Genomic DNA, 22,628 nt, shown 5'->3' with positions numbered 1-22,628 from the left:
GGGTGTTCGGCATCTTCACCGGGACCCGCTACATGGAGGCCTGGGAGGAGGCCGTGTCGCACCGGTCCTTCGACCGCACGCTCGGGGGGGGGGGGGGGGGGGGGGCGCCCCCCCCGGCCCCCCCCCACCCCGCCGCCTCACGGGTGGGAGAACACCCCCACCATCCGGGTGTCCGGGTTGCTGCTCATCCCGACGATCGCACCCCCGTCGGCGCGGTTGGCACGCGCGTGCGTGCCCGCGTACCCGTCGTCGGTGAGGAAGACGCCGAGCGCCGCGATCCAGTCGTCGACCTCGCCGGTCGCCGGGTCGTACACCGGCTCGGCACGCGGTACGACCCGTTCCTGCGCCACGTGGCCGCCGCGCTCGACGGCCGTCCGCAGCGCCTTGTCCCACTCCGCCTCCGCGCACTCCCAGCCGACGAACGTGTCCAGCCCGCCGTACCCGGCCCCCGGCTTGAGGATCAGCCGCTCGCGCCGCTCCCGGCAGAGATCGAGCAACTCGGCCGGAACCGCGGCGTGCAGCGACCGGCTCCACGGCAGGACCCGGTCGACGAGCGCCCGCTCCCCGGCGTCGAACGCGCCGCTCCAGCGCGGATCGGTCAGCAGCGCGAGCGCGCTCTTGTTCGAGTAGAAGCCGCTCTCCAGCGAGGTGAACAGGACCGTCCGGCCGGCCCGGTCGGCACGGAAGAACGGCTCGGCGACATCGGGCCCCGCTGGGTCGTCCAGCAGCTGGCTCGCAGCGAAGTTCCGCAGGACCAGGTCGAGCGGGGTGCCGTCCAGGGTCAGCTTGCCGTCGGCACCGGTCCGCACCCGGTCGATCTCGCCGATCCGCACGTCGATGCCCTGCTCGGCCATCGCCTCGACCGTGGCCCGCATCAGCCTGCCGTACGGGCCGACCCCGCCGCGGCCCTCGATCAGCCCCACCACCGGGTCCGCGCCCCCGGACAGCGCCGGGCGGGCGCGGTCGCGCAGCACGGCCGCCGTCCGGGCCGCGATGTCCACGTGGTCGAGCCGGTGCGCGCGGGCGAAGTCCGCGAACGCGGGCACCCGCAGCAGCCCTCGGTTGAACACCGCCATGTCGAGCCCGCCGACCTCGCTGCCGAGGTTGAACTCCAGGAGCCGGTACGACGTGCCGTCGTGATAGGCGTCGGCCCGCCCGAACCGGGCCGGGACGCCGGAGCCGCCCCGGCGCAGCAGCACCGCGAGCGCGGGATGGATCCCCACCTCCGCCGCGTACCGGTCGAGATCCCCGTCGAAGAGCCGCCGCGGCAGGGACACGAGCAGCTCGAACAGCCCCTCCAGGTCCCGGGCGAACGCGGCCGTCTCGCCGGCCCGCACGAACCAGGGCCGGGGCAGCAGGTGCGCGCGCCACGCCTCCTCGAAGGCCGGCGGCAGCGCGGCCCGCTCCACGGCCTCGGCGAGCCCGCGGTCCCCGCCCAGGCACTGCTCGACGTGTATCCGGCTCAGATCGGTCATCGGCGGCGCTCGCTTCCCTGACGGCATCGGGTACGTGCTCGGAAAGGCGAGCAGACTACCGTGCGGCCCCCACGCGCCCCCGCGTCGGCGGAACGTGAGTGATGCGTGAGCGGCCGCAGGGACAGTGGTGGAGGACCGGGGCCGACCAAGGCGAGCCAGGGCGGATGGGGGCGGACCAAAGCGGGCCAAGGCGGGCCAGGGCGGACCAGGCCAGACCGGGGCGGCGGGCCGTGGGGCCCGCCCGGTCCCCTCCGGACACGCGCTCGCCCCCCGGCCCCTCCGCGCTCAGCTGGTGACCGTCACCACCGTCGCCGCGGTGACCGCGAGCATCGCCGCCTGCATGTCCCGGATCGCCCGGCGCACGCCCTCCGCCGCCCACTGACCGGCCGTGAGCTCCTCCAGCCGGGCCGCGACCTCCTTGCGGGGCAGGTCGGGGAAGGCGAGGCGGTGCAGCCGGGCGCCGTGGACCAGGGCGAGGAGCCCCGTGGTGCGGGCGCTGTGGGTCGGGCCGGCGGCGAGGACCGTGTGCAGCCTGGCCCGCAGCTCGCGCTCGACGGAGCCGTCCGCCTCCGGGTAGCGGGCCACGGGGAAGAGCCCCATGACCCGCTGCCGCTCCTCGCGCACGAGGCCGCGCTTGCGGAGGCTCCCGACCGTCGCCCTGACCGCCTTGCCGTGGTCCTTCGTCAGCCACTCGGTGACCTTCGGGGCCCTGCTCCTCTTCGCGCACCACGCGTCGAGCCGCCGCAGCCGCTCGTCGAGCAGCGGCACCTCGGTGGGCGTCGCGTCCGTCACCCGCAGCCGGCCGTCGTCGACCGCCACGCGCCCCGCCAGCACGAGATCCAGCAGGATGCCGCCCGCGACCGCCCACGCGGCCGTCTGCCGTTCCTTCGCCACCCCGGACACGTCGTCCAGGGACAGCAGCATGATCTCCTCCGCGAGCGTGACCGCCACCCCGTACCCCTCGTCCTCCGCATGCGGCCGTCCGCATGAGCGCCCGTGCGGCGCCGCGCGGCGATCGAACGCCCCCGGCACCCTTCGCACCTCAGGACGAGCGGAGCCCCCCGGCCGGTTCCCGGCGACGGCCCGGCGCCCGCCGTGACCTGCGCCGATCCCGGAGTGCCGGGGAATCGCGTCCGGTCGTTGGTCTGGACCGCAGCGGGCCGGGGCGTCAAGCTCTCGCTATGGACTTGGAGCTGAGGCACCTCAAGACGATCCGGGCCATCGCCGACGCGGGGAGCCTCACGCGCGCCGCGACCGCGCTCGGACTCGCGCAGCCGGCGCTCAGCGCACAGCTCAAGCGGATCGAACGGGCCCTGGGCGGAGCTTTGTTCGAGCGTGGCCGGGAGGGGGTGCGGACCACCGCCCTGGGCGACCTGGTCCTCGAACGGGCCCGCGTGGTGCTCCCCGCGGTCTGCGAACTCCAGGAGGAGGCAGTGCGGTTCGCCCGCGGCGGCGCGGAGGGCTACCGGCTCGGCGGCACCCACGGGCCACTGCTCGGCGGCCTGGTCGACCGGATTGCCCGCGAGGACCCCGGGGCCCCGGTGACCACGTACATCTCCTGGTCGGAGCGTGAGATCGCCGGCGGCGTCGCCGACGGCCGCCTCGACTTCGCCCTCGTCGGGGTCTGCGGCGAGAGCGGGCCGCCCGAGGCGGGACGGCTGGCGTGGACGGAGGTCGCCCGCGACCCGGTGTACGTGATGCTGGCCGCCGACCACCCGCTGGCCCCGCGCGCCGAGATCGACCTGGCCGAACTGGCCGCCGAGGCCTGGACCGACGTGCCCGGCGACGGCTGCTTCGGCGACTGCTTCGCGGCCGCCTGCGTACGGGCCGGGTTCACCCCGGCGTGCGTGTACGAGACGGATACCGCGTCCTGCGTGCACCTGGTGCAGGTCGGCCGGGCCGTCGGACTCTGCCGGGCCACCTTCCCCGTCACCCCGGGCCTCGTCACCCGCCCCCTCGCCGGCACCCCGCTCCTCTGGCGCCACCTCCTCGGCTGGCACCCCGAGGGCCGCGCCGCCGCCCGGGCCGGCGCCGTCCTCGACCACACCCGGGCCGCCCACGCCGAGGCGCTGGCGACCAGCGCCGGACGGCGGCACACCGGCGCCGACCCCGGGCATAACGCCGTGGCAGGGGCCGACCGGTAGCTCCCGTACCCCCGTCGCGATTCCTACGGTTCCAGCAGATCCCCCACCGCGATCCGCGACCGGTGATCCACGATCCCGGATCCGAGAACCGAGGAGACTCCCCATGCTCCGACGACACGCCCGCACGGCGTGTACCGCCCTCGCCGCCGCCGGCTTGGCACTGGCCGGGCTCCAGGCCGGGACCGCCGCCGCGGCCCCGGACGGCCACGACCCGCACCGCGCCCCGACCGCCAGAACCGCCGCCCAGACCCTGGGCGCCGACTCCGCGCAGCCGGAACTGCTCGACGCCATGCGGCGCGACCTGGGACTCACCCGCTCGCAGGCCGTCACCCGCCTCGCCAACGAGGCCGAGGCCGGGGCCACCGCGGCCCGGCTCCGCCTTGGCATCGGCGGCGCCTTCGCCGGCGCCTGGGTGGACGGCGCCGAGGCCGCCACCCTGACCGTGGCCACCACCCGCGCCGCCGACGCCGCCGCCATCCGCGCCACCGGGGCCCGGGCCCGGGTCGTGACGCACAGTCTGACCGCGCTGGAAGGCGCCAGGCAGCGCCTCGACCGCTCCGCCGGCGCCGACGCACCGGTCCGCTACGTCGACGTCCGGGCCAACGTCCTCGTCGTCGAGGAGACCCGGGCGGGAGCCGGAGCGCGCCTCATACGGTCCACCGGGGTCCCGAGCGAGCTGGTCCGCGTCGTCCGCACCGCCGAGGCGCCCCGCCCGCTCTACGACATCCGTGGCGGCGACGCCTACTACATGGGGGGCGGCGGGCGCTGCTCGGTCGGCTTCGCCGTGACCCGGGGCACCACCCAGGGCTTCGCCACCGCTGGCCACTGCGGCCGCGCCGGCACCACCACCAGCGGCTTCAACCAGGTCGCCCAGGGCAGCTTCCAGGCCTCGACCTTCCCCGGGAACGACATGGCCTGGGTCGCCGCCAACACCAACTGGACCTCCACCCCGTACGTCAAGGGCTCCGGCGGCGCCAACGTCCAGGTGACCGGCTCCGTCCTGCAGCCCGTCGGCTCGTCCGTCTGCCGCTCCGGCTCGACGACCGGCTGGCACTGCGGCACCGTGCAGCAGCACAACACGAGCGTCACCTACCCGGAGGGCACCATCTCCGGGGTCACCCGCACCACGGTCTGCGCCGAGCCCGGCGACTCCGGCGGCTCGTACATCTCCGGCAGCCAGGCCCAGGGCGTCACGTCCGGCGGCTCCGGGAACTGCTCCAGCGGCGGCACCACCTTCTTCCAGCCGCTGAACCCGCTGCTCCAGAACTACGGCCTCACCCTGAAGACCACCGGCACCGACCCCGGCCCCGGCCCGGGCGAGCCGGAGCCGGGCGGCACCTGGGCGGCCGGGAAGGTGTACGCCGCCGGTGACACGGTCACCTACGGCGGCGCGAGCTACCGCTGCCTCCAGGGCCACCAGGCCCAGGCGGGCTGGCAGCCCCCGAACGTCCCGGCGCTCTGGCAGCGCCTGTGACCCTGGCCGGACAGTGACCGGGGGTGCCGCGGACCCGAGGGGGGTGTCGCGGCGCCCCCTCGCGTTCCCCGTAGGATCACCGCGATCTTGATCGTCATTCATGATCGATACGGAGCGCCGCCCTCGGAGCGGCACGTGCGAAGCGCGGGGGAGTCGGCACATGGGCAGGGTTCGGACAGTCGCGGTCTCGGTCGTCCTGGGGTCCGCGGTGATGGCGCTGGCGGGCTGCGGGGCGGACGCCGGAGGCCCGCCGGGCGCCCCCGGCGTCACCGGACCCGAGGGGACGGCGGCACGGCCCCCGGCGGGACGCCTCGCCGCCGACCCCGGCACCCGCTACACGGCCATCGTCGTCCCGCAGTTGGAAGGCCTCGTCTGCGACGAGGGCGACGGAGGCATCCACTACGGGAGCGGTCTCGACATGCGCGTCAGCGGCGACGACGACCTCAAGGAGATCGAGGGCGACAGCAACGACGTCGCCGACGAGATCTCCTGTTTCGGCAGCCCGAGGAACATCCTCCGCAAGGGAACGATGTCGGCCTCGGCACCCATGTTCACGGCCAGGAGCCATCTGTACGAGAAGGTGGCGGACCCCGCCGCCGCGCTGAACCGGATCTTCGCCGCGTCCACCGACAACGCGACGAGCGACGGCCGCGACTTCACCGGCGAGGCCAGGACCTTCACGGACAGCGCCCTCGTCGTCAAGTGCCGGCAGAACGTCACCGACACCTTCCCCATGACCACCTGCTTCTGGGCGAACTACGGGGCCGCGGGGGTCGTCGACTTCTTCCCGGCGGACGACCGGTACGTCCCCATCGACTCGGCCGTCCCGTGGACCCGGGCCTTCGTGGCCGGCGCGCTCCGGACCTGACCCACGGGCGACCGGACCCGCGCCCCGGGCCCGGACCAGGCCCGGGGCGCGGGAGCTTCACGCCTCGGCCAGGCCCCCGCGCGCGATGACCTCGGCGTACCAGCGGGCGCTGTCCTTCAGCGTCCGCCGCTGCGTCGCGAAGTCCACGTGCACGATCCCGAACCGCTTGCTGTAGCCGTACGCCCACTCGAAGTTGTCCAGGAGCGACCACAGGAAGTACCCCCGGACGTCCGCCCCGTCCGCCAGCGCGCGGTGCACCGCCGCCAGGTGCTCGTGGAGGTAGGACACCCGCTCGGGGTCCTTCACCCGGCCCGAGGGATCGGCGTAGTCGTCGTACGCCGCACCGTTCTCGGTGATCACCAGGGGGACGCCCGGCAGCTCGTCCCGCAGCCGGATCAGCAGCTCGTGGAGTCCGCTCGCGTCCACCGGCCAGTCCATCGCCGTGCGCGGCCCGGGCGCCGGCTCGAAGCGGACGTGCCGCTCCGCGCCCGCCCACGGCGAGGGCGACTCGGAGCCGCCCGCCCCGACGACCGAGGGCGAGTAGTAGTTGATGCCGAGCGAGTCGATTGGCGCGTTGGCCGCCGCCAGGTCGCCGTCCTGGACGAACGACCAGTCCGTGACCGATGCCGTGTCGCGGACCAGGTCCTCCGGGAGGCGCCCGTGGAACACGGGGTCGAGGAAGACGCGGTTGCCGACCGCGTCGATCCGGCGCGCCGCGTCCAGGTCCTCCGGCGCCTGCGAACAGGGCCGCACCGCGTGCAGGTTGAGGGTCAGCGACACCTCGGCCGCACCGGGCAGCGAGCCGCGCAGGGTGCGGGCCGCGAGCCCGTGCGCCAGGTTCAGGTGGTGGGCGGCGCGCAGCGAGGCGAGGGCGCTGGTGCGGCCCGGGGCGTGCACCCCGTTGCCGTAGCCGAGGAACGCCGCGCACCAGGGCTCGTTCAGCGTCGTCCAGGTCGCCACCCGGTCGCCGAGGGCGTCCGCCATGATGCCCGCGTACTCGGCGAACCGGTACGCGGTGTCGCGCTGCGGCCAGCCGCCGGCGTCCTCCAGCTCCTGGGGCAGGTCCCAGTGGTAGAGCGTGGCCACCGGGCGGATCCCGGCGTCGAGGAGGCGGTCGACGAGCCGCCGGTAGAAGTCCAGGCCCTTGCGCACCGCGGGGCCGCGTCCGGTGGGCTGGACCCGGGGCCAGCCGATCGAGAAGCGGTAGTCGGTGACGCCGAGCCGCCGCATCAGCTCCACGTCCTCGTCGACCCGGTGGTAGTGGTCGGCGGCGATGTCGCCGGTGTCGCCGTTGCGCACCTTGCCGGGCGTCCGGCTGAAGGTGTCCCAGATGGAGGGGGTGCGGCCGTCCTCGCCCGCCGCCCCCTCGATCTGGTAGGCGGCCGTGGCGGTGCCCCAGCGGAAGCCCTCGGGGAAGCGGAGGGCGGTCGTCGTGTCGGTACGGGCGTCGAGCGCGGTCATGGGGTGGGAGCTCCCTGGGGTGAGAGGTCGGGAAAGGGGAGGCGGGGGCGGGGGAGGTCAGCCCTTGACGGCGCCCTGCATGATGCCGCCGACGATCTGCCGGCCCAGCAGGCCGAAGACCAGCAGCACCGGCAGGGTGCCGAGCAGCGTGCCCGCCATGATCACGGACTGGTCGTGGACGTAGCCGCCGCCGAGCTGGCGCAGGGCGACCTGGACCGTGGGCTCCGAGGAGGTGAGGGCGACGACCGGCCAGAAGAAGTCGTTCCAGGCGGCCATGAAGGTCAGCAGGCCCAGGACGGCCATGCCCGGCCGGGCGATCGGCACCACGATGGACCAGAAGATCCGGGCGGTGGAGGCGCCGTCGACCCGCGCCGCCTCGATCAGCTCGTCGGGGAGCGACTGCACCAGGTACTGGCGCATGAAGAACACGCCGAAGGCGGACACCAGGCCGGGCAGGATGACGGCCTGGAGCTGGTTCACCCAGCCCAGTTCGGCGATCAGCATGAAGAGCGGGATCACCCCTAGCTGCGGCGGGATCATCATGGTGCCGACGGTGACGGCCAGGAGCGCGCCGCGGCCCCGGAAGCGGAGCTTGGCGAAGGCGAAGCCGGCGAGCGTGCAGCACAGCACGGTGCCGAGGGTGATCGAACCGGACACGATCAGGGAGTTGAGCAGGGCCTTGCCGATGTCCGCCTCTTCGAGGACCGCCTCGAAGTTGCGCATCAGGTTCGGGCCCGGCAGCAAGGTCGGGGGGACCTTCGCCAGGTCGGCGTTGGAACGGCTCGCGGCGACGATCGTCCAGTAGAAGGGGAAGGCCGAGAACAGGACGGCGACGACGAGGATCCCGTAGGCGAGCGGTCCCGCGTGCAGGGTGCGGCCGGCCCGGGAGGGCCCTCGGGGCGCGGGGGGAACGGGCGGGGCCGCGGCCGCGGCGGGGCCTCGGGTCACGGTGGCACCGGGCGCGGTCATCGGCCGGCCTCCTTGCGGGAACGGCGGCGCGCGATCAGGGCGTTGACCCCGACGAGCACCACGATGAGCAGGAACATCACCCAGGCGATGGCGGCGGCCCGGCCGAGGTGGAAGAAGCCCCAGCCCTGCTCGTACATGTACAGGCCGAGCGTCTGGTACTGGTGCGAGATGCCGCCCGAGATCGACCCCTCCAGGAGCAGCGGCTCGCCGAACAGCTGGGTCGCGCCGATGGTGGAGACGATGACGGTGAACAGGATCGTGGGCCGCAGGCCCGGCAGGGTCACGTGGAAGAACTGGCGCCAGCGCGAGGCCCCGTCCATCGCCGCGGCCTCGTACAGCTCGTGGGGGATGGACTGCATGCCGGCCAGGTAGATCAGCGCGTTGTAGCCCGTCCAGCGCCAGATGACGACCGTCGACACGGCGATCTGGGAGGCGACGGTGCCGTTCTGCCAGTCCACGGGGTCGATGCCGACCAGGCCCAGGGCGTAGTTGATCAGACCGAAGTCCCGGCCGAAGAGCTGGGCGAAGACGAGCGTGGCCGCGGCCACCGACGTCGCGTACGGCAGGAGGACCGCGGTCCGCAGGAAGGTGCGCCCGCGCATCCTGTAGTTCAGCAGGTGCGCGAGCCCGAGGGCCATGACCAGCTGCGGCACGGTGGAGAGCACGCCGATGGTGAAGGTGTTGCGGAGCGAGAGCCAGAAGTACTCGTCGGTGAAGAGGGCGGTGTAGTTGCCGAGGCCGCGCCACTCCATGTCGCCGGGGGTCTGGAGCTCCACCCGGTAGAGCGAGACGAAGGCGGTGTAGAGGAGCGGGAAGAGGCCGAAGGCGACGAACAGGGTGAAGAACGGGGCGAGGTAGGCGTACGGCGAGAACTGCTGCCAGGCCCGCCGGGCGGACCCCCGCCGCGCGGGCGGCGGGGCCGGCTTCGGCGGGGCCGGCGTCTCGGATGCGGTGAGGGTCACGGCGCGGCCCTTCGGAGGAGGGGAGGAGGCGGGGGACGACGGGGGTCCGGCGGAGGTCAGCCGACGGTGTTCGCGACGCCCTTCTTCGCGTTCGACCAGGCCTTGTCGGGCGAGGTCCCCTTCCGCTCGACCTCGCTCAGCGCGTTCGTGATCTGCTGCGCGATGTTCTGGTCGTGCACGCCGAGCACCTGGACCGGGGCCGCCTTGGCCGCGTCACCGAAGATCTGGCCGATGGGGGCGTCGGAGAAGAAGGGGTCCTTCGCGCCGGCGACCTTCTCGATCGCGCCGGTGGCGGAGGGGAAGTTGCCCTGCTTCTCGAAGAGGCGGGTCTGCTGCTCGGGGGCGGTGAGCCACTTGATCAGCTCGTACGCCTCCTTCTTGTGCTTGGCGGCCTTCGGCACCGCCAGGTAGGAGCCGCCCCAGTTCCCGGCGCCGCCGGGCAGGGTGGCCACGTCCCACTTGCCCTTGCCGGCCTCACCGGCCTGTCCCTTGATGTAGCCGAGCATCCAGGCGGGGCAGGGGATGGTGGCGAAGGAACCGGCGGCGAAGGCCTGGTTCCACTGCGGGGACCACTGGTCGAGCTTGGCGCTCAGCCCGTCCTGGGCGGCCTGCACGGAGTGGTCCCAGGCGGTGCGCAGCGCGGGGTTGTCCTCCCAGATGAGCTTGCCGGAGGCGTCGTAGTACCGCTCCTTCTCCTGGCCGATCATGATGGAGTAGAGGCTGCCGACGCTGTCGAGCCAGGCGCTCTTGCCGGGGGCCTTCGCCTTGTACTGCTTCCCGAGGGCGAGGTAGCCGTCCCAGGTGGACCACTTCTCGGCGAGCTCCGCGCGGTCGGTGGGGAGGCCGGCCTTCGCGAAGAGGTCGCTGCGGTAGCACATGGCCTCGGGGCCGACGTCGGTGCCGAGGCCGAGGACCTCGCCGTTCTTCCCGCCGGCGGCGGCCCACTTCGCCGGGGCGAACTGGTCCTTGAGGGAGTCCGCGCCGTACTTCCTCAGGTCCTCGAACCGCTCCGCCTGCTGCTGGGTGACGGAGGCGATCCGGCCCACCTCGATGCCCTGCACGTCGGCGAGGCCGGCTCCGCCCGCGAGCCGCGTCTGGAGGGACTTCCAGTAGTCGGCCTCGTCCTCGGTGTCCGTCTGCTTGATGGTGACGCCCGGGTGGAGCTTCTCGTACTCGGCGTACAGCCCGGCCTCTTTGTATCCGAAGGAGCCGAACAGGTCGACGGTGATGGTGACCTCGCCCCCCGCCCCGTCGGTGGACGCGTCGTCCGACGTACCTCCGCAGGCGGCGAGCAGGGCCCCGGCGAGGACGACCGCCCCCAGGCGGACGGCGGTTCTCCCGGCGGTGGTCGTGACGGCGGCTCGGGCGATGGGCATGGGAAGCCTCCCTTGGCTCCGGAACGAGCGAGAGCGACTGAGAGCGCTCTCAAGCGTGCGGGGGGAGCGTGCCTGGGGCGGAGCCCATCCGTCAAGGCTCGAAGGCGTAACGGACGGGAAGAGCCCTCAAGTCCGGCCTGTGTTCAATCTCTTGACACACGTGTTTCGGCGGTTTTACGTTTCCGGCGTCTTGAGAGCGCTCTCTCGCGGCGTTCGCCGCCGGCGTCCACCGCGAACCGGCGCTCTTCCGCGCTCCCTCTCCCCGCGCGTCCCTCCCCACCCGAACCACCCCCGCCGTGCCCCACCCGTCACGACGACACGAGGTGCCGTACATGCCTGCCCCCCGCACAAGGCCGGCCGCCGCGCTGGTCCTGGTCTCCGCCCTCGCCGCCCTGGGACTCGGCCCGGCGGCCGCCCCCGCCGCCGCGGCCACCGTCCCCACGGGCGCCGGAAGCTACTCCGACACCCGCCCCGCCGGAACCTCCGGCCCCACCACCAACACCGGCGCACCGGTCACCCCCAAGGTCACCGCCGCCGCCCAGGGCAAGCCGGTCCCCACCAACGACTGGTGGTCCTCCCTCGCCTTCCAGCGCTACGGCGACAACCCGTACTCCACACCCATGTACGGCCACCCGCTGACCTACCAGGCCGTCGCCGGCGGCCTCCAGCTGGGCTACCCGACCAGCCCCGCCATCGTCGGCGACGGACGGCAGTACGAGTTCGCCCACAAGGCCGACCTCACCCTCGGCCTCACCGGGCTCAACTCGCCCGACACCAAGGCCGACGCCTGGTCCGACTGGACCGTCACCCCCTACTGGTCCGACGGCGCCCGCACCCTGCGCACCACCATCGGCCACGGCATGCCCTTCGTGTACGCCAAGGGCAGCGGCGGCGACGCCCGCATCACCACCGCCACCGCGCCCACCGTCTTCGCCGACCAGGGCAACGTCCTCGGCATCACCGTCGCGGGCCACCACTACGCCCTCTTCTCGCCCACCGGCACCGACTGGAACGTCTCCGGCTCCACCATCACCGCCGGGCTCGGCGGCAAGGACTACTTCTCCGTCGCCGTCCTGCCCTCCACCGACGCCCTCGCCACCTACCGCAAGTACGCCTTCAGCTTCGTCACCGGATCCACCGTCAGCTGGAGCTACGACGCCGGCACCGTCCGCGCCACCTACGCCCTCACCACCGAGGCGAAGGAGGGCACCGAGCGCGGCACCCTCCAGGCCCTCTACCGCCACCAGTGGCTGAACACCACCGACCCGCTCACCCCCTACACCTACGTCTCGCCCCGCGGCACGATGAAGGTCCGCGAGTCGGCGTCCTTCACCACCAGCCAGAAGGCGGCCGCCACCCTGCCCGCACTTCCGGGCGGCGCGGGGGTCGACAGCGCCCGGCTGCGCGGCCACCTGAACGAGGTCGCGAACTCCGCCGACCCGTTCTCCGGGGCCGTGGACACCTACTGGACCGGCAAGGCCCTCGGCAAGCTGGCCCAACTCGTCCCGCTCGCCGACCAGATAGGCGAGACCGCGATACGCGACAAGATCCTCGGCCAGATCAAGGGCCGGCTCCAGGAGTGGTTCACGGCCGGCGGGGCCAGCGAGTTCTCGTACGACACCGCCTGGAAGACCCTGACCGGCTACCCGGCCTCCTACGGCAGCGACACCGAACTCAACGACCACCACTTCCACTACGGCTACTACGTGTACGCCGCCGCGATCGTCGCCCAGTACGACGCGGCCTGGGCCGCCGACTCGGCCTGGGGCGCCATGGTGAAGACGCTGGTCCGCGACACCGCCAACCCCAGCCGCACCGACACTGCCTTCCCGTTCCTGCGCGGCTTCGACGTCTACGCCGGGCACAGCTGGGCCAGCGGGCACCAGGGCTTCGCCGCCGGCAACAACCAGGAGTCGTCCTCCGAGTCGACCAACCTCAGCGCCGCCCTCGTCCTGTGGGGATCGGCGACCGGCAACACCCAGCTCCGCGACCTCGGCACGTACCTGCTCACCACCGAGGGCGAGGCCATCGCCCAGTACTGGTTCGACGCCGACCAGCAGGTCTTCCCCGGCGCCTTCCAGCACGACACGGCCGGCATGGTCTGGGGCAGCGGAGCCGCCTACGCCACCTGGTGGACCGCCAACCCCGAGGAGATCCACGGCATCAACGTCCTCCCCGTGACCGGTGGTTCACTGCACCTCGGCGGACACAAGGACGCCGTCCGCCGCAACATCGCCGAGATGGAACGGGAGAACCCCGGACCCGCCGTCGAATGGCGCGACATCCTCTGGGAGTTCCAGTCCTTCGCCGACCCGGCCGCGGCCAAGGCGAAGTGGGACGCGGGCAACGCCGGCTACACCCCGGAGGCGGGCGAGTCCAAGGCCCACACCTACCACTGGCTGACCACGCTGGACACCCTCGGCGCCCCCGACGCCACGATCACCGGATCCATCCCCACCTCCGCCGTCTTCACCAAGGGCACCGCGCGGACGTACGTGGCCCACAACCACGGCGCCACCGCCCGCACCGTCACCTTCTCCGACGGCAAGTCCCTGTCTGTGCCCGCGCGTTCCACCGCCAGCGGCACGGGAACCGGAGGCACCGACCCCGACCCGGACCCGGAGCCCTCCACCGGCGACACCTTCCAGCTCCGTACGGGCGGCACGCTCACCACGGCCCCGGGCGCCGCGGCGGGCAGCGACACCGTCCTCTCGGCACAGGGCGGCAACCACGACGGCACGCCCAGCCGTCCGGTCGTCTACGAGGCCAGGGGCGTCAACGGCACGCTGAAGGCCGGCGGCACCACCTCCTTCCGCCTCCAGCTCGACGCCGGGACGGCCGTCGGACTGGGCCAGCAGGCCCGGATCAGCTATGACCTCACCGGTGACGGCACCTTCGAACGCACCGAGACCTACCACTACTTCGCGACCGACCCGGTGACCGGCTGGGAGGAGTACTCCCAGGCCCGCGGTCTCAAGTCCGCCACCGGAACCCTCGGCAACCTGACCGGCGGCACGGTGCGCCTGGAGGTCTGGAGCGCGATCGGCAACGGCGACTCGCGCGTCCAGACGGGCACGGACCGATCGGTGGTGGTCATCCCCTTCTCCTGACCGTCCGGCCCTCCGGGGAGCGGAGCGGCGGGCCGGGTTCCTCCTCACCCGGCCCGCCGTCCCGCGTCCTCCCGCCGCCCGCCGCGTCCCCGCCTCAGGCAGAGTCGCGGAGCACGAGCGAGGTCGGCGTGACGACGGACGCGGGCACTCCGGGACCGGTCCCGTCCAGCAGCCGCATCAACAGCTTCACCATCAGCCGGCCCATGTCCTCGATGTCCTGGTGCACCGTCGACAGGGACGGCGAGGTCCTCCGCACCACCGAGACCATGTCGTCGAAGCCGACGACCGCCACGTCCTCAGGGACCCGCACGCCGCGCTCCCGTAGGGTCAGCAACGCCCCCGAGGCCATCAGGTCGTTGGCCACGAACACCGCGTCCACGTCGGGCCGACGGTCCAGCAGCTCCGCCATCGCGCGGGCGCCGCTCTCCTCGGTGAAGTCGCCCCTGCTCAGCAGGGCGGGATCCGCGTCGACCAGCACGTCCCGGTACCCCTGGAGCCGGTCCAGCGCGGACGTCTGGTCGTCCGGACCCGAGATGTGCGCGATCGTCCGCCGGCCCAGTGCCACCAGGTGCCGCACCGCCTCACGGGCGCCGCCCCGGTTGTCGCAGTCGACGAACGGCACGGTCGGACTCGTGCCGGGACCGGGGCGCCCGCCGTAGACCACCGGGATCCGGGTCCGGTCGATGACGGCCGGCAGCGCGTCGTCGTTGTGCAGCGAGAACGCCAGCGCGCCGTCCACGTGCCCGCCGCCGAGATAGCGGGCGATCCGGTCGTGGTCGCCCGGCCCCTCCACCCACAGCAGCACCAGCTGCGCGTCGTGCGCGGTGAGTTCCCTGCTGATGCCGCGGACCTGCTGCTCGAAGAACGGGTCCGAGAAGATCCGGAACTCGGGCTCCGCGATGATCACCGCCACGGCGCCGTTGCGCCGGGTGACCAGTGTCCGGGCCGCGTGGTTGGGCACGTAACCGAGCTCGTCGACGGCCCTGCGCACCTTCTCGACCAGCGGGGGCCGCACCCCCGCGCCCCCGTTGACGACCCGCGAGGCCGTCGCGCGGGACACGCCGGCGCGAGCGGCGACGGCTTCCAGCGTGGGGCGGGGCCCCGTGGTCTGCTCGGGCAAGGCGTGCGCTCCTCGACTGCGTGGGCGGGGCGGGTGTCCGTGTGCGGTGTGCGTTCCCGTACGGACCAGGATATCTGTACACCCCACCCGCTGAGAGCGCTCCCAGAACGATCGCCGCGATCCCCGGCCCGGCACCGGCCGGCCCCCACGACTCCCCGCCCGGCCTCCGCGGCGCCGGACGACTCCCGGCCCGGCACCGGCCGGCCCCGCGGTGCCGCTCCGCCCGCGTAAACCCCGTTGCCGCCGTCGCCGCGGGCTGGCTAGCGTCGGGGCCCTACGACGTGTAGCTCAGCAGCAGAGCGCCGGGCTCGGGACCCGGAGGGCGCGGGGGCGGAACCCGCCACGTCGGCTTATGGACTCTCACGCTGACAAGCAGCCGCAGACCGTGTCGCGCTCCTACGCGGAGGGCCGGCTGGCCCGTGCCTTCGTCACCGCGCTCCACCACACGGACCCCGCCACGCGCGCGCGTGCCGGAGAACGAGCCGCCGACTGGCGCCGCGTGCTCGGGGGCATGGCCGCGGGAACCCTCCGCATCGGCTCCCGGACACCGGTCCGCGGCCTGCCCGCCTGGGTGACCCCCGAGGTGCTCCACGGGGGCTTCGCCACGGGCGGGGCACGCGCCGCCGGCCCCCTCCTGCCGTACGAGACCGAGGCGGCCCGCAGGGCCGGCGTACCGGAGGACAGGGGAGCCCTCTTCGCCCACGCCCTCACCGAGGAGGGACTCGCGGACCTGTGGGACCTCCTCGACAGCACCTGCTACGAGGTGACCGTCCCCGAGGAGGCCGCGCTCCTCACCGTGGCCTGGCTCGTCCGGGCCGGGGAGTCCGAGGCCGCCCTCGGACTCGTCCGGGAGATCCGTCCGTTCGCCGCCGTCCTGCGGTTCACCCCGCGCCCGACGGCCTCGCCCGCCCCCGACACCGACGCCGTGCACCGGCGGACCGTCGGCGAGGTCGGAGCCGCGCTGGCGGCGCGCCGTCCGAGCCGCGCCGTCGAGACCCAGCGCGAGGCCCACGCCGTCTGGCGGCCGTTCGAGGACGAACTCCTCGCGCACTGGCTGGAGACGGCCGGCCCCGACCACCGCGTGCTCGACCGCGCACCCGGCGGCGGATGGCACGAGCGCGGTGCCGCCCTCCTCGACCGCTACCGGCGGCTGGCCCGGGAGCACACCCTGTGCGGCCGCCACCGGGATCCCAAGGGCAACCCCGGGATCCTGCGCGGAGCCCTGGAGGAGACCGCGGCCGGACGCCCCCTCGACGCGCGCCGGCTCGGACTCCTGCGGCACGCGGTCGCCTCGATGGTCCGCAAGCGGGGCCTGCCCGGCTCGGACCGGCACACGGCGGTCCGGAGCGCCCAGGCGGCCATGGCCGCCCTGCCCTCCCACCGGGACATCGCCCACCTCGTCGCCCACCGGCTGTCCGGCCTCCCGCAGGACACCGGCGCCGCCGACGTGACCGCGCTCGTCGCCCCGGTCACCGAGGCCGAGGAGCGCGGCTCGGGACTCCCCGCCGGGACGGCCGTCCCGGCCGCCGTCCGCCGCGCGGTCGAATCCGCGCGGAGCGCACCGCTCGCCACCCTGGTCCGGGCCGGCGTGGTGCCCTCGGCCGAGGTGATGGCCGAGCTCGTGCCCCAGCTCGTCGCCGCCGAGACCGCCGCGGCCTACCGGGACGCGCCGCTGCGCGCGCTGTCCGCCGCGCACTACCGCGCGTTCCGCAACCGCCGCTCGCTCCTGCTGCTCCACCGGGAGGGGCAGGTCAGACACGAGGAAGTGCCCTGGGTGAGCGCGGTGGCGCCGCACCGGACGGCCGACACGCGCGTGCGTGCCTCCGCGCACACCACGCTGCGCCGGCTCGCCGAGGTCGCCGTCGACGGCTTCCCCGCCACCCTGCTCCCCAACCCGCTGGTCCGGGAACTCGCCGTGCTCGCCCGGCGGACCGACCTCGACGCCCCGCTGGTCGAGGAACTCGCCGCGGACATCTTCACGGGCGGGTTCAGCCCGAAGTTCCAGGCCGCCGCGGAGGTGGCCGGGGAACTCCTCGGCGGCGCTTCGCTGTACGAGCGGTACTACGGCATCGACTACACCGCCGTCCGGGCCCTCGCCCAGGCCCGGCCGGCACCGGGGCGGAACCCGTCGAGGCCCGCGCCGGACTTCGCCGGGCTGTGCCGGGCGCGGGCGGGAGCGCCGCACTCCGGCAGCCCCCGGGAGAACGGCACGGTGATCGAGCAGGCCCAGATCCTGACGACGCACAACCTCGCCACCCTGGTCCACCGGGTCGGCATCGCACCCGCCGCCGGCTGGCCCGCCCTCGCCCGGCGCTGCCTCGTCACGGTGGGCCGGCTCACCGAGCGTGCGCAGCGCGAGCCCCGCCCGCTCGGCACGGTCAAGGACGCCGCCTACGCCTGGCGGCAGATGCTGTTCCATCTGTCCCTCTGCGAGGCGGCGGCCGCGTCCGACACGATCGCCTGGGCGGAGGAGGCGTCGGCGCGCCTCCCCGCGCCCGTGGCGGCCCGGCTCGCGCCGGCCCTGGCGGGCCTCCGACTCGTCGCCGACGGCGGTGCCTTCGGCGAGGACGGGACGGCGGACGACGGCCGGGCCCGCAGGCTGACCGGCTGGAGTGCCACGGAAGCGCACTGGCTGACCGGCGGGCCGGCCGGGCCCCGGGGCTGAACACCCCGCCGGTTCCGGCCTGTCAGTGGCGCGTGCGACGATCCCGTCATGATCGCCTCGCTCGAAGCCCTGCTGCCCGCCCCGGGGAGCACCCACCTCTCGACCACGTACACCGACTGGGTCGCCGTCCACGACCCGGGCGCCGTGGCGGCGGCCCGGGAGCTCGGCCAGGCGATGGGGAACGAGCTCAACCGGTCCTGGACGAAGCCCGGCGCGTTCGTCGATGCCATGGCGCGGTGGGCGCGGCGGTTGCCGGCCGCCCATCTGCCGTGGTTCTGGGACACCGTCGGGCACCGGCTGATCGGCTACGGGGCGCGCCCCGGCGGCCGGGCCTACGTGGCCGCGCGAGCCGCCGAGGCCGAGCACGGCCTGGTCGTCGATGCCGCCTACCGCCGCGCCAACGGGTTGCTGTTCGCGCGGGGCGGGGCCATGCCCGCCAAGGAGTTCGGAGCCCATCAGCGGTTCCTGGCCGACTCCCTCGAACCCGCCGGGGCGCACGCCGCGCTCGGCGCGTTCCTGACCGCCTGGGCCGGTTCCCGGGCCGACCTCCCCGCCGACCTCGTCCGCCGGGTCCGTGCCTCCGCGAAGGCCGCCGGGCACGGGGACGAGGAGGTCGCGCGCGTGGTGACGGAGATCCTCGCGGTCACCCGGGGCAAGTCCGTGCCGGACGCCCTGCTCGCGGGCGCGGAACCGGTTCTGACGGCGCATCCGCCGGCGGACGGGACCGTCGCCGGGCTCCTGGAGGTCTTCCCCGAGGGAGCCGTCGACGGCGGGGCCTGGCTGCGGGTCCTCGTCGGCTGCGGCGCGACCGGGGCGATGGAGGCCGGACGACTCGTGCCGGAGGGCGGACTCCACCGCTGGGTCGGGCACTTCGTCCACATGTACCAGTTCACGCGCGCGTCTAGCGGCGGAGTCGCGCGCCGCCGGCTCCCGACCGAGTTCCTCGACCTGGTGGGCCGGCTCGGGCCGCGCCTGCGAGCCGCCGGGGAGGCGGTGACCCTGCACACCACCCGCCACCACTACCAGGGCTTCGACGCCGACGTCCTGGACGCGTTCCTGGCCGCCGGGGCCACCGTCGTCGACCCCGGCCCCGCGGTCCGGCTGCACTTCTGGGGAGAGGAGTCCCGGCGCGACCTCACCGCCCTCGCCGCCGACCCCGCCTTCGGCCCCCGCCTCGAAGGGACCGTGCACGCGCGCCTCATGCCCGACTGGTGGGGTGCGCCCGCCCGCAAGCCCGGATCGGCCGTCACCCTGCTCCCCGGGAACGAGGGCATCGCGCAGGGGGTGGCCGTACGGGTCGGCAGGCTGGTCGACGCCGTCGGGGGCGGCGGCATGGCAGGAGCGGAGGAGGCGGTCGCCGAGCTGGAGACCCTGCTCGACCGGCCGACGGTGACGGCGCTCGGCGGGATCGGCGACGTCCTCGCCGAGGCCTCCGCCGGCTGCGCGCTGCGGCGCTCCCTCGCGGCCGGACTCCCCGAGGAACTGGCCTGGCCGGAGCTGGAGGCCGTGTACGAGGAGTTCGCGGCCGACGCCGACGCCGACGCCGATGCCGATGCCGATGCCGATGCCGACGCCGACGCCGACGCCGACGGTCCGGCGGACGCCGCCGGTCCGTCCGCCCCGACGGGGTCCGTGGGGGCGGACGGCGGTCAGGAGTCCGTCGGCCTGCCCGGCGTGGCCGGAGTGACCTGCACCTGGCCCGTGCTGACGGTGTTCGGGCGCGACCGCGCCGTCGCGGTCGCACCGGACGGGGTCCGCGGGTCGTGCCGCTTCACGGTTCCGGACGACGCGAACTCGTTCGCCGTCCACTACGCCGGCGGTTCGTTCCTCGTCAGCTGGAGCACCGCGTCCGGCCACACCGCCTTCTGGGCCGACCGCCCGGAGGAGCGCTTCATCCCCGAGGAGTCGGGCGGCCTGGTCGCCTTCGGCGGGAGCCTCGACGGGGCGTACGGCTTCCAGTTCGAGACCGCCGACGGAGGCGGCCGGCACGGCGGCCTCCGGGTGACCCGTCCCGGCGGCACCGAGGGGATCGACCGCGACGAGCTGCAGATGGGCGACGGCACCCGGATCTGGACCAACGCGGTCTACGGACGGCGCCCGTGGGAGCTCGTCGACCCGGTCACCGGCGAGCCGCGGGGCGCGACCCCGCTGCCCGACTTCCCCGGCCGCCCCGCGAGCACCGATCCGGCCCTGGAGCCCTCCGAGGCCGACATGACCCTGGCCCACGAGGCGCTGCACCTCGCCCCGCTGCCCGCCGGGCTGACCGACTCCCCGCTGGGCAGCCGCGACGGACTCGTCGGCACCCGGATCCTGTTCCGGACCCGCCACCGCGACCACGCGCCGGACCACTACCGCGTGGAGAGCATCGACGGCCGCACGGCCCGCTTCGACATCGACCGGCCGGGACAGGAGCCGTGGGGACTCTGGGCCGCGCCGGAGGGCGCCGTGGAGGACGTCGTCCTCGCCGAGTCCCGCACCCGCACCGGAGTGCGCGCCTACGCCGCCGACGGCGTCCTGCTGTGGGAGCTCGACGGCCACCACTCGCCCGCCCATCCGCGGGTGAGCCCGCGGCGGACGGCCACGGTCTCCCTGGGTACGGCCCTGCCGCCCGCCTTCTGGTACCTGCTGCGGACCCGGGACCCGGCGGGCTCCGCCGCGCTCCGCGCCCTCGGGCGCGGCACGGCCGACGCCCTGCTCGCCGCCGCCCTCGACGGCACCGGGGCGGCGCGCGCCGCCGTGGCACGCGAACTGCCCCGGATCACCGACCCGTTCCTGGCCGAGGCCGTCGTCGCCGTGGCCGGCCGGGCCGCCCGCGTGGAGGAGCGCCGCCGCGCCCTGCACCGGCGCGTCACCCTGCTCGCCGAGGCACCGCCCGTCCTGCCGAGCAGCCAGGTGCCCGACACCGAGCTGTTGCCCGCGCTGTCCGGACTCCTCGTCGACGGCCGGGACGACAGCCGGCGGCGGAGCCGGGACGTCGCCCGGTCCGCGACCCTCAGCGCCCTCGCCGCCGACGGCGCCTGCCTGGCCGGGACGATCGTGGAGGAGGTCCGGCGGCTGTCCCCGCCGGCCCTCCCGCACGACTGGTCGCAACTCCTCGGCGCGATCGACGCCGTCGCCTGGCGCGCGGCCGTCGCACCCACCCCGGAGACCGACCGGACCGCCCTGCGCGCCCTCCTGGAGACCTGGGCCGACCAGCCCTTCGCCCGCGAGGGCAGCCGGTGGCGGGTCGGCCGCACGCCCGGGCCCGCGGCGCTCGACGCGCTGCGCGAGGGCGGTACGGCCGTGGCGTCCGCGGCGCGCTGGGACGCGGGGGAGGCCTGCTGGTTCGTCGCCCCCGCCGACGGCGCGACGGAGGGCGCCCCCGCGCCGGACGGGATCCCCGAGTCCCGGCTCGTCACGATCGAGCGGGACGACGCGGCCCGCCTGCGGGCCCTCGTCGCGGCGGTCGACGCGCACGGACCGCTGCCCGTGCCGGAGTCCGCCGCCGCGCGGTTCGCCGAACTGACCGGCGTACGCAGGCCCGTGGCCCGGCTCGTGGTCGCCGGCCTCGTCGGCCGGGCCGACCGGGACGAGGACCTCGCCCTCGCCCGCAAGTCCCCGTACAAGGCCAGTCCGATGACGGCCGAGTCGTACCGGAGGCTCCGGGCCCGACTCGGCGGCGAGGGCCGCAGGGCCGTGCTGGCGGCGGCGCTGCCCCGGGACCCGGCCGAGCTGTGGCGGCCCGGCGGCGTCGAGGCGGCCGTGGAGCGCATGGCGGGCGTGTGGCGGGAGCGGATGGGCACCCTGCCCGCCGTGGACGACGAGGCCGCCGACGCCCTGGAGGCCGAGCTCGGCCTCTCCGAGGTGTGGGCCCGACGCCTCGCCGGGGGCTACGAGGCGGCCGAGGACACCACCGTGCCCGCGGCCGGCTGGGAACTCGCGGCACCCCGGTACGGCCTCGGCGTGGAGGTCAGGGCCCTGCCCCCGGCCGGACCCGAGCTGCCCTACGGCACCCCGGTCGGCCTCGCCGTCCAGCGGATCGCGACCGCCCTGGTCTGGGCGTGGACCGACCGCCCCGTCGGCGACCCGGCGGTCGCGGGCGCGACGGCCCTGTACGAGCGGCTGCGGGCCGAACTGTCCCGGCCGGAGCTCCTCGTGGCGCTTCCCGACGCGACGGTCGAGGACACGCCGGAGGGCATCGCCGAGCGGTTCGGGCCCGCGACCCTGCCGGTGTCCCTGGCACTCCGCACGGAGCGGGCGGGGACGCCGGACATGACGGCGTACGACTCCGGCGCCCTGGTGGTGTGCGCTCCCCGAGGAGACGCCGCCCTGCGGCCCGCCGCGGTCGCCGAGCCCGAGGCGTGGCGGCGGGTCCGCGAGGTCACCGAGCTCACCGGCCCCCTGGACCGGCTGGAACCGCTGCTCGCCGGCGGCGGCCTGGAGCGGATCATGCGGAGGGCCGGATCCGGGGCCGTACCGGACGGCGCGTACGAGGCGGACCCCCGGCAGTCCTGCCCGGAGCTGGTCGCGCGGGTGGCCGAGGAGCTGGGCACCGGGGCGGCCGCGGCCGGCCTGTACCTCCAGCTCGCGACACTGGCCGCGCCCACCGACCGGAACGTCCGCCGGTGGAACGGCTGGACGGCCAAGCGGCACACGGAGGTCCGGGCCGAGCTCCTCGCCACCGGCGCGGTCGTCGAGGCCAAGCGGCCGCGCGCCGGCCGCACCCTGTTCCTGCCCGGCGAGTGGAGCGACCTGAAGGCGCCGCACCTGCCCCTGGAGAAGGCGAAGCTGGCGTCCCTCCGGGCCAGGCCGTGGCTGGGCGGCCGGGTCCTCTCGCCGTTCGAGCGGCTGCTGCCGGTGGCCCCCCTGCACGAGATGTTCGAGGAGGCGTGGGAGCGGCGGGCCTGAACCGTGCCCCGCGGCACGGCTGCGACCAGGCCTGCTTCCTCGACGGGACCCGCCGCGGTCCTGGCGACATCCCGTTCGGCCGGGTCCCCGCCCGGCTGGATGCAGAGCCGGGACCGG

At 74.9% G+C, this 22,628-nt stretch carries 13 protein-coding genes and 1 tRNA gene; 7 read left to right on the top strand and 7 right to left on the bottom strand.

Annotated features, from left to right (window positions below; all coding sequences use genetic code 11):
* Positions 1-137: 137 nt before the first annotated feature.
* Together ACF09E_RS08570 and ACF09E_RS08565 are read right to left on the bottom strand one after the other, a co-directional pair.
* Positions 138-1,475: a hypothetical protein gene (locus ACF09E_RS08570; RefSeq protein WP_392204470.1), complete on the bottom strand. Its 1,338-nt coding sequence runs from the start codon at positions 1,473-1,475 to the stop codon at positions 138-140.
* A 285-nt stretch (positions 1,476-1,760) separates the two neighbouring features.
* Complete coding sequence (locus ACF09E_RS08565) at positions 1,761-2,426, bottom strand: GPP34 family phosphoprotein (protein ID WP_392204469.1); 666 nt, start codon at positions 2,424-2,426, stop codon at positions 1,761-1,763.
* Positions 2,427-2,656: 230 nt separating this feature from the next.
* Here ACF09E_RS08565 and ACF09E_RS08560 point away from each other — a divergent pair, with 230 nt between their 5' ends.
* The 3 genes from ACF09E_RS08560 to ACF09E_RS08550 all read left to right on the top strand — a co-directional run bounded on the left by ACF09E_RS08560 (position 2,657) and on the right by ACF09E_RS08550 (position 5,961).
* The gene (locus ACF09E_RS08560; RefSeq protein ID WP_392204468.1) at positions 2,657-3,619 is read left to right on the top strand and encodes a LysR family transcriptional regulator; all 963 of its coding nucleotides are present in this window, start codon (positions 2,657-2,659) and stop codon (positions 3,617-3,619) included.
* A 103-nt stretch (positions 3,620-3,722) separates the two neighbouring features.
* Positions 3,723-5,093: a carbohydrate-binding protein gene (locus ACF09E_RS08555; RefSeq protein WP_392204467.1), complete on the top strand. Its 1,371-nt coding sequence runs from the start codon at positions 3,723-3,725 to the stop codon at positions 5,091-5,093.
* A gap of 160 nt (positions 5,094-5,253) precedes the next feature.
* Entirely contained in the window at positions 5,254-5,961 is a 708-nt protein-coding gene (locus ACF09E_RS08550; protein ID WP_392204466.1) for a hypothetical protein, read from the top strand.
* A gap of 57 nt (positions 5,962-6,018) precedes the next feature.
* Here ACF09E_RS08550 and ACF09E_RS08545 read toward each other — a convergent pair whose 3' ends face one another.
* Genes ACF09E_RS08545 through ACF09E_RS08530 form a run of 4 tightly spaced genes read right to left on the bottom strand, consistent with a single transcriptional unit; the run spans position 6,019 to position 10,729 of the window.
* Positions 6,019-7,422 carry a GH1 family beta-glucosidase gene (locus ACF09E_RS08545; protein ID WP_392204465.1) on the bottom strand — a complete coding sequence of 468 codons (1,404 nt, stop codon included), beginning with the start codon at positions 7,420-7,422 and terminating at the stop codon, positions 6,019-6,021.
* A gap of 57 nt (positions 7,423-7,479) precedes the next feature.
* On the bottom strand, positions 7,480-8,391 hold the full coding sequence (locus tag ACF09E_RS08540; RefSeq protein WP_392204464.1) for a carbohydrate ABC transporter permease: 912 nt from the start codon (positions 8,389-8,391) through the stop codon (positions 7,480-7,482).
* Entirely contained in the window at positions 8,388-9,353 is a 966-nt protein-coding gene (locus ACF09E_RS08535; RefSeq protein ID WP_392204463.1) for a carbohydrate ABC transporter permease, read from the bottom strand. Before ACF09E_RS08535 ends, ACF09E_RS08540 begins: the two co-directional genes overlap by 4 nt.
* Before the next feature lie 56 nt (positions 9,354-9,409).
* A complete protein-coding gene (locus ACF09E_RS08530) occupies positions 9,410-10,729 on the bottom strand; it encodes an extracellular solute-binding protein (RefSeq protein ID WP_361850944.1) in 1,320 nt (439 codons plus the stop codon).
* Positions 10,730-11,061: 332 nt separating this feature from the next.
* Between ACF09E_RS08530 and ACF09E_RS08525 the strand changes: the two genes are divergently transcribed.
* Positions 11,062-13,839, top strand: a complete 2,778-nt coding sequence (locus ACF09E_RS08525; protein ID WP_392204462.1) for a glycosyl hydrolase — start codon at positions 11,062-11,064, stop codon at positions 13,837-13,839.
* Between the two features lie 94 nt (positions 13,840-13,933).
* Here ACF09E_RS08525 and ACF09E_RS08520 read toward each other — a convergent pair whose 3' ends face one another.
* On the bottom strand, positions 13,934-14,959 hold the full coding sequence (locus ACF09E_RS08520) for a LacI family DNA-binding transcriptional regulator (RefSeq protein WP_392204461.1): 1,026 nt from the start codon (positions 14,957-14,959) through the stop codon (positions 13,934-13,936).
* A gap of 277 nt (positions 14,960-15,236) precedes the next feature.
* Here ACF09E_RS08520 and ACF09E_RS08515 point away from each other — a divergent pair.
* The 3 genes from ACF09E_RS08515 to ACF09E_RS08505 all read left to right on the top strand — a co-directional run bounded on the left by ACF09E_RS08515 (position 15,237) and on the right by ACF09E_RS08505 (position 22,511).
* Positions 15,237-15,308: transfer RNA gene (locus ACF09E_RS08515), tRNA-Pro, on the top strand.
* A 3-nt stretch (positions 15,309-15,311) separates the two neighbouring features.
* Positions 15,312-17,624: a hypothetical protein gene (locus ACF09E_RS08510; protein WP_392204460.1), complete on the top strand. Its 2,313-nt coding sequence runs from the start codon at positions 15,312-15,314 to the stop codon at positions 17,622-17,624.
* A gap of 48 nt (positions 17,625-17,672) precedes the next feature.
* Positions 17,673-22,511: a hypothetical protein gene (locus tag ACF09E_RS08505; RefSeq protein WP_392204459.1), complete on the top strand. Its 4,839-nt coding sequence runs from the start codon at positions 17,673-17,675 to the stop codon at positions 22,509-22,511.
* The last annotated feature ends 117 nt before the right edge of the window (positions 22,512-22,628 follow it).

The sequence above is a fragment of the Streptomyces sp. NPDC014891 genome (assembly GCF_043081085.1).
GTDB lineage: Bacteria > Actinomycetota > Actinomycetes > Streptomycetales > Streptomycetaceae > Streptomyces.
Note: the sequence above shows the minus strand (reverse complement) of the source record. Positions and strands in the feature narration are given on the sequence as shown.

What these genes read in the sequence shown, in the direction of transcription:
- ACF09E_RS08570 (WP_392204470.1), bottom strand. Translation starts at nt 1,475, where the DNA reads ATGACCGATCTGAGCCGGATACACGTCGAGCAGTGCCTGGGCGGGGAC.
- ACF09E_RS08560 (WP_392204468.1), top strand. Translation starts at nt 2,657, where the DNA reads ATGGACTTGGAGCTGAGGCACCTCAAGACGATCCGGGCCATCGCCGAC.
- ACF09E_RS08555 (WP_392204467.1), top strand. Translation starts at nt 3,723, where the DNA reads ATGCTCCGACGACACGCCCGCACGGCGTGTACCGCCCTCGCCGCCGCC.
- ACF09E_RS08550 (WP_392204466.1), top strand. Translation starts at nt 5,254, where the DNA reads ATGGGCAGGGTTCGGACAGTCGCGGTCTCGGTCGTCCTGGGGTCCGCG.
- ACF09E_RS08545 (WP_392204465.1), bottom strand. Translation starts at nt 7,422, where the DNA reads ATGACCGCGCTCGACGCCCGTACCGACACGACGACCGCCCTCCGCTTC.
- ACF09E_RS08540 (WP_392204464.1), bottom strand. Translation starts at nt 8,391, where the DNA reads ATGACCGCGCCCGGTGCCACCGTGACCCGAGGCCCCGCCGCGGCCGCG.
- ACF09E_RS08530 (WP_361850944.1), bottom strand. Translation starts at nt 10,729, where the DNA reads ATGCCCATCGCCCGAGCCGCCGTCACGACCACCGCCGGGAGAACCGCC.
- ACF09E_RS08525 (WP_392204462.1), top strand. Translation starts at nt 11,062, where the DNA reads ATGCCTGCCCCCCGCACAAGGCCGGCCGCCGCGCTGGTCCTGGTCTCC.
- ACF09E_RS08510 (WP_392204460.1), top strand. Translation starts at nt 15,312, where the DNA reads ATGGACTCTCACGCTGACAAGCAGCCGCAGACCGTGTCGCGCTCCTAC.
- ACF09E_RS08505 (WP_392204459.1), top strand. Translation starts at nt 17,673, where the DNA reads ATGATCGCCTCGCTCGAAGCCCTGCTGCCCGCCCCGGGGAGCACCCAC.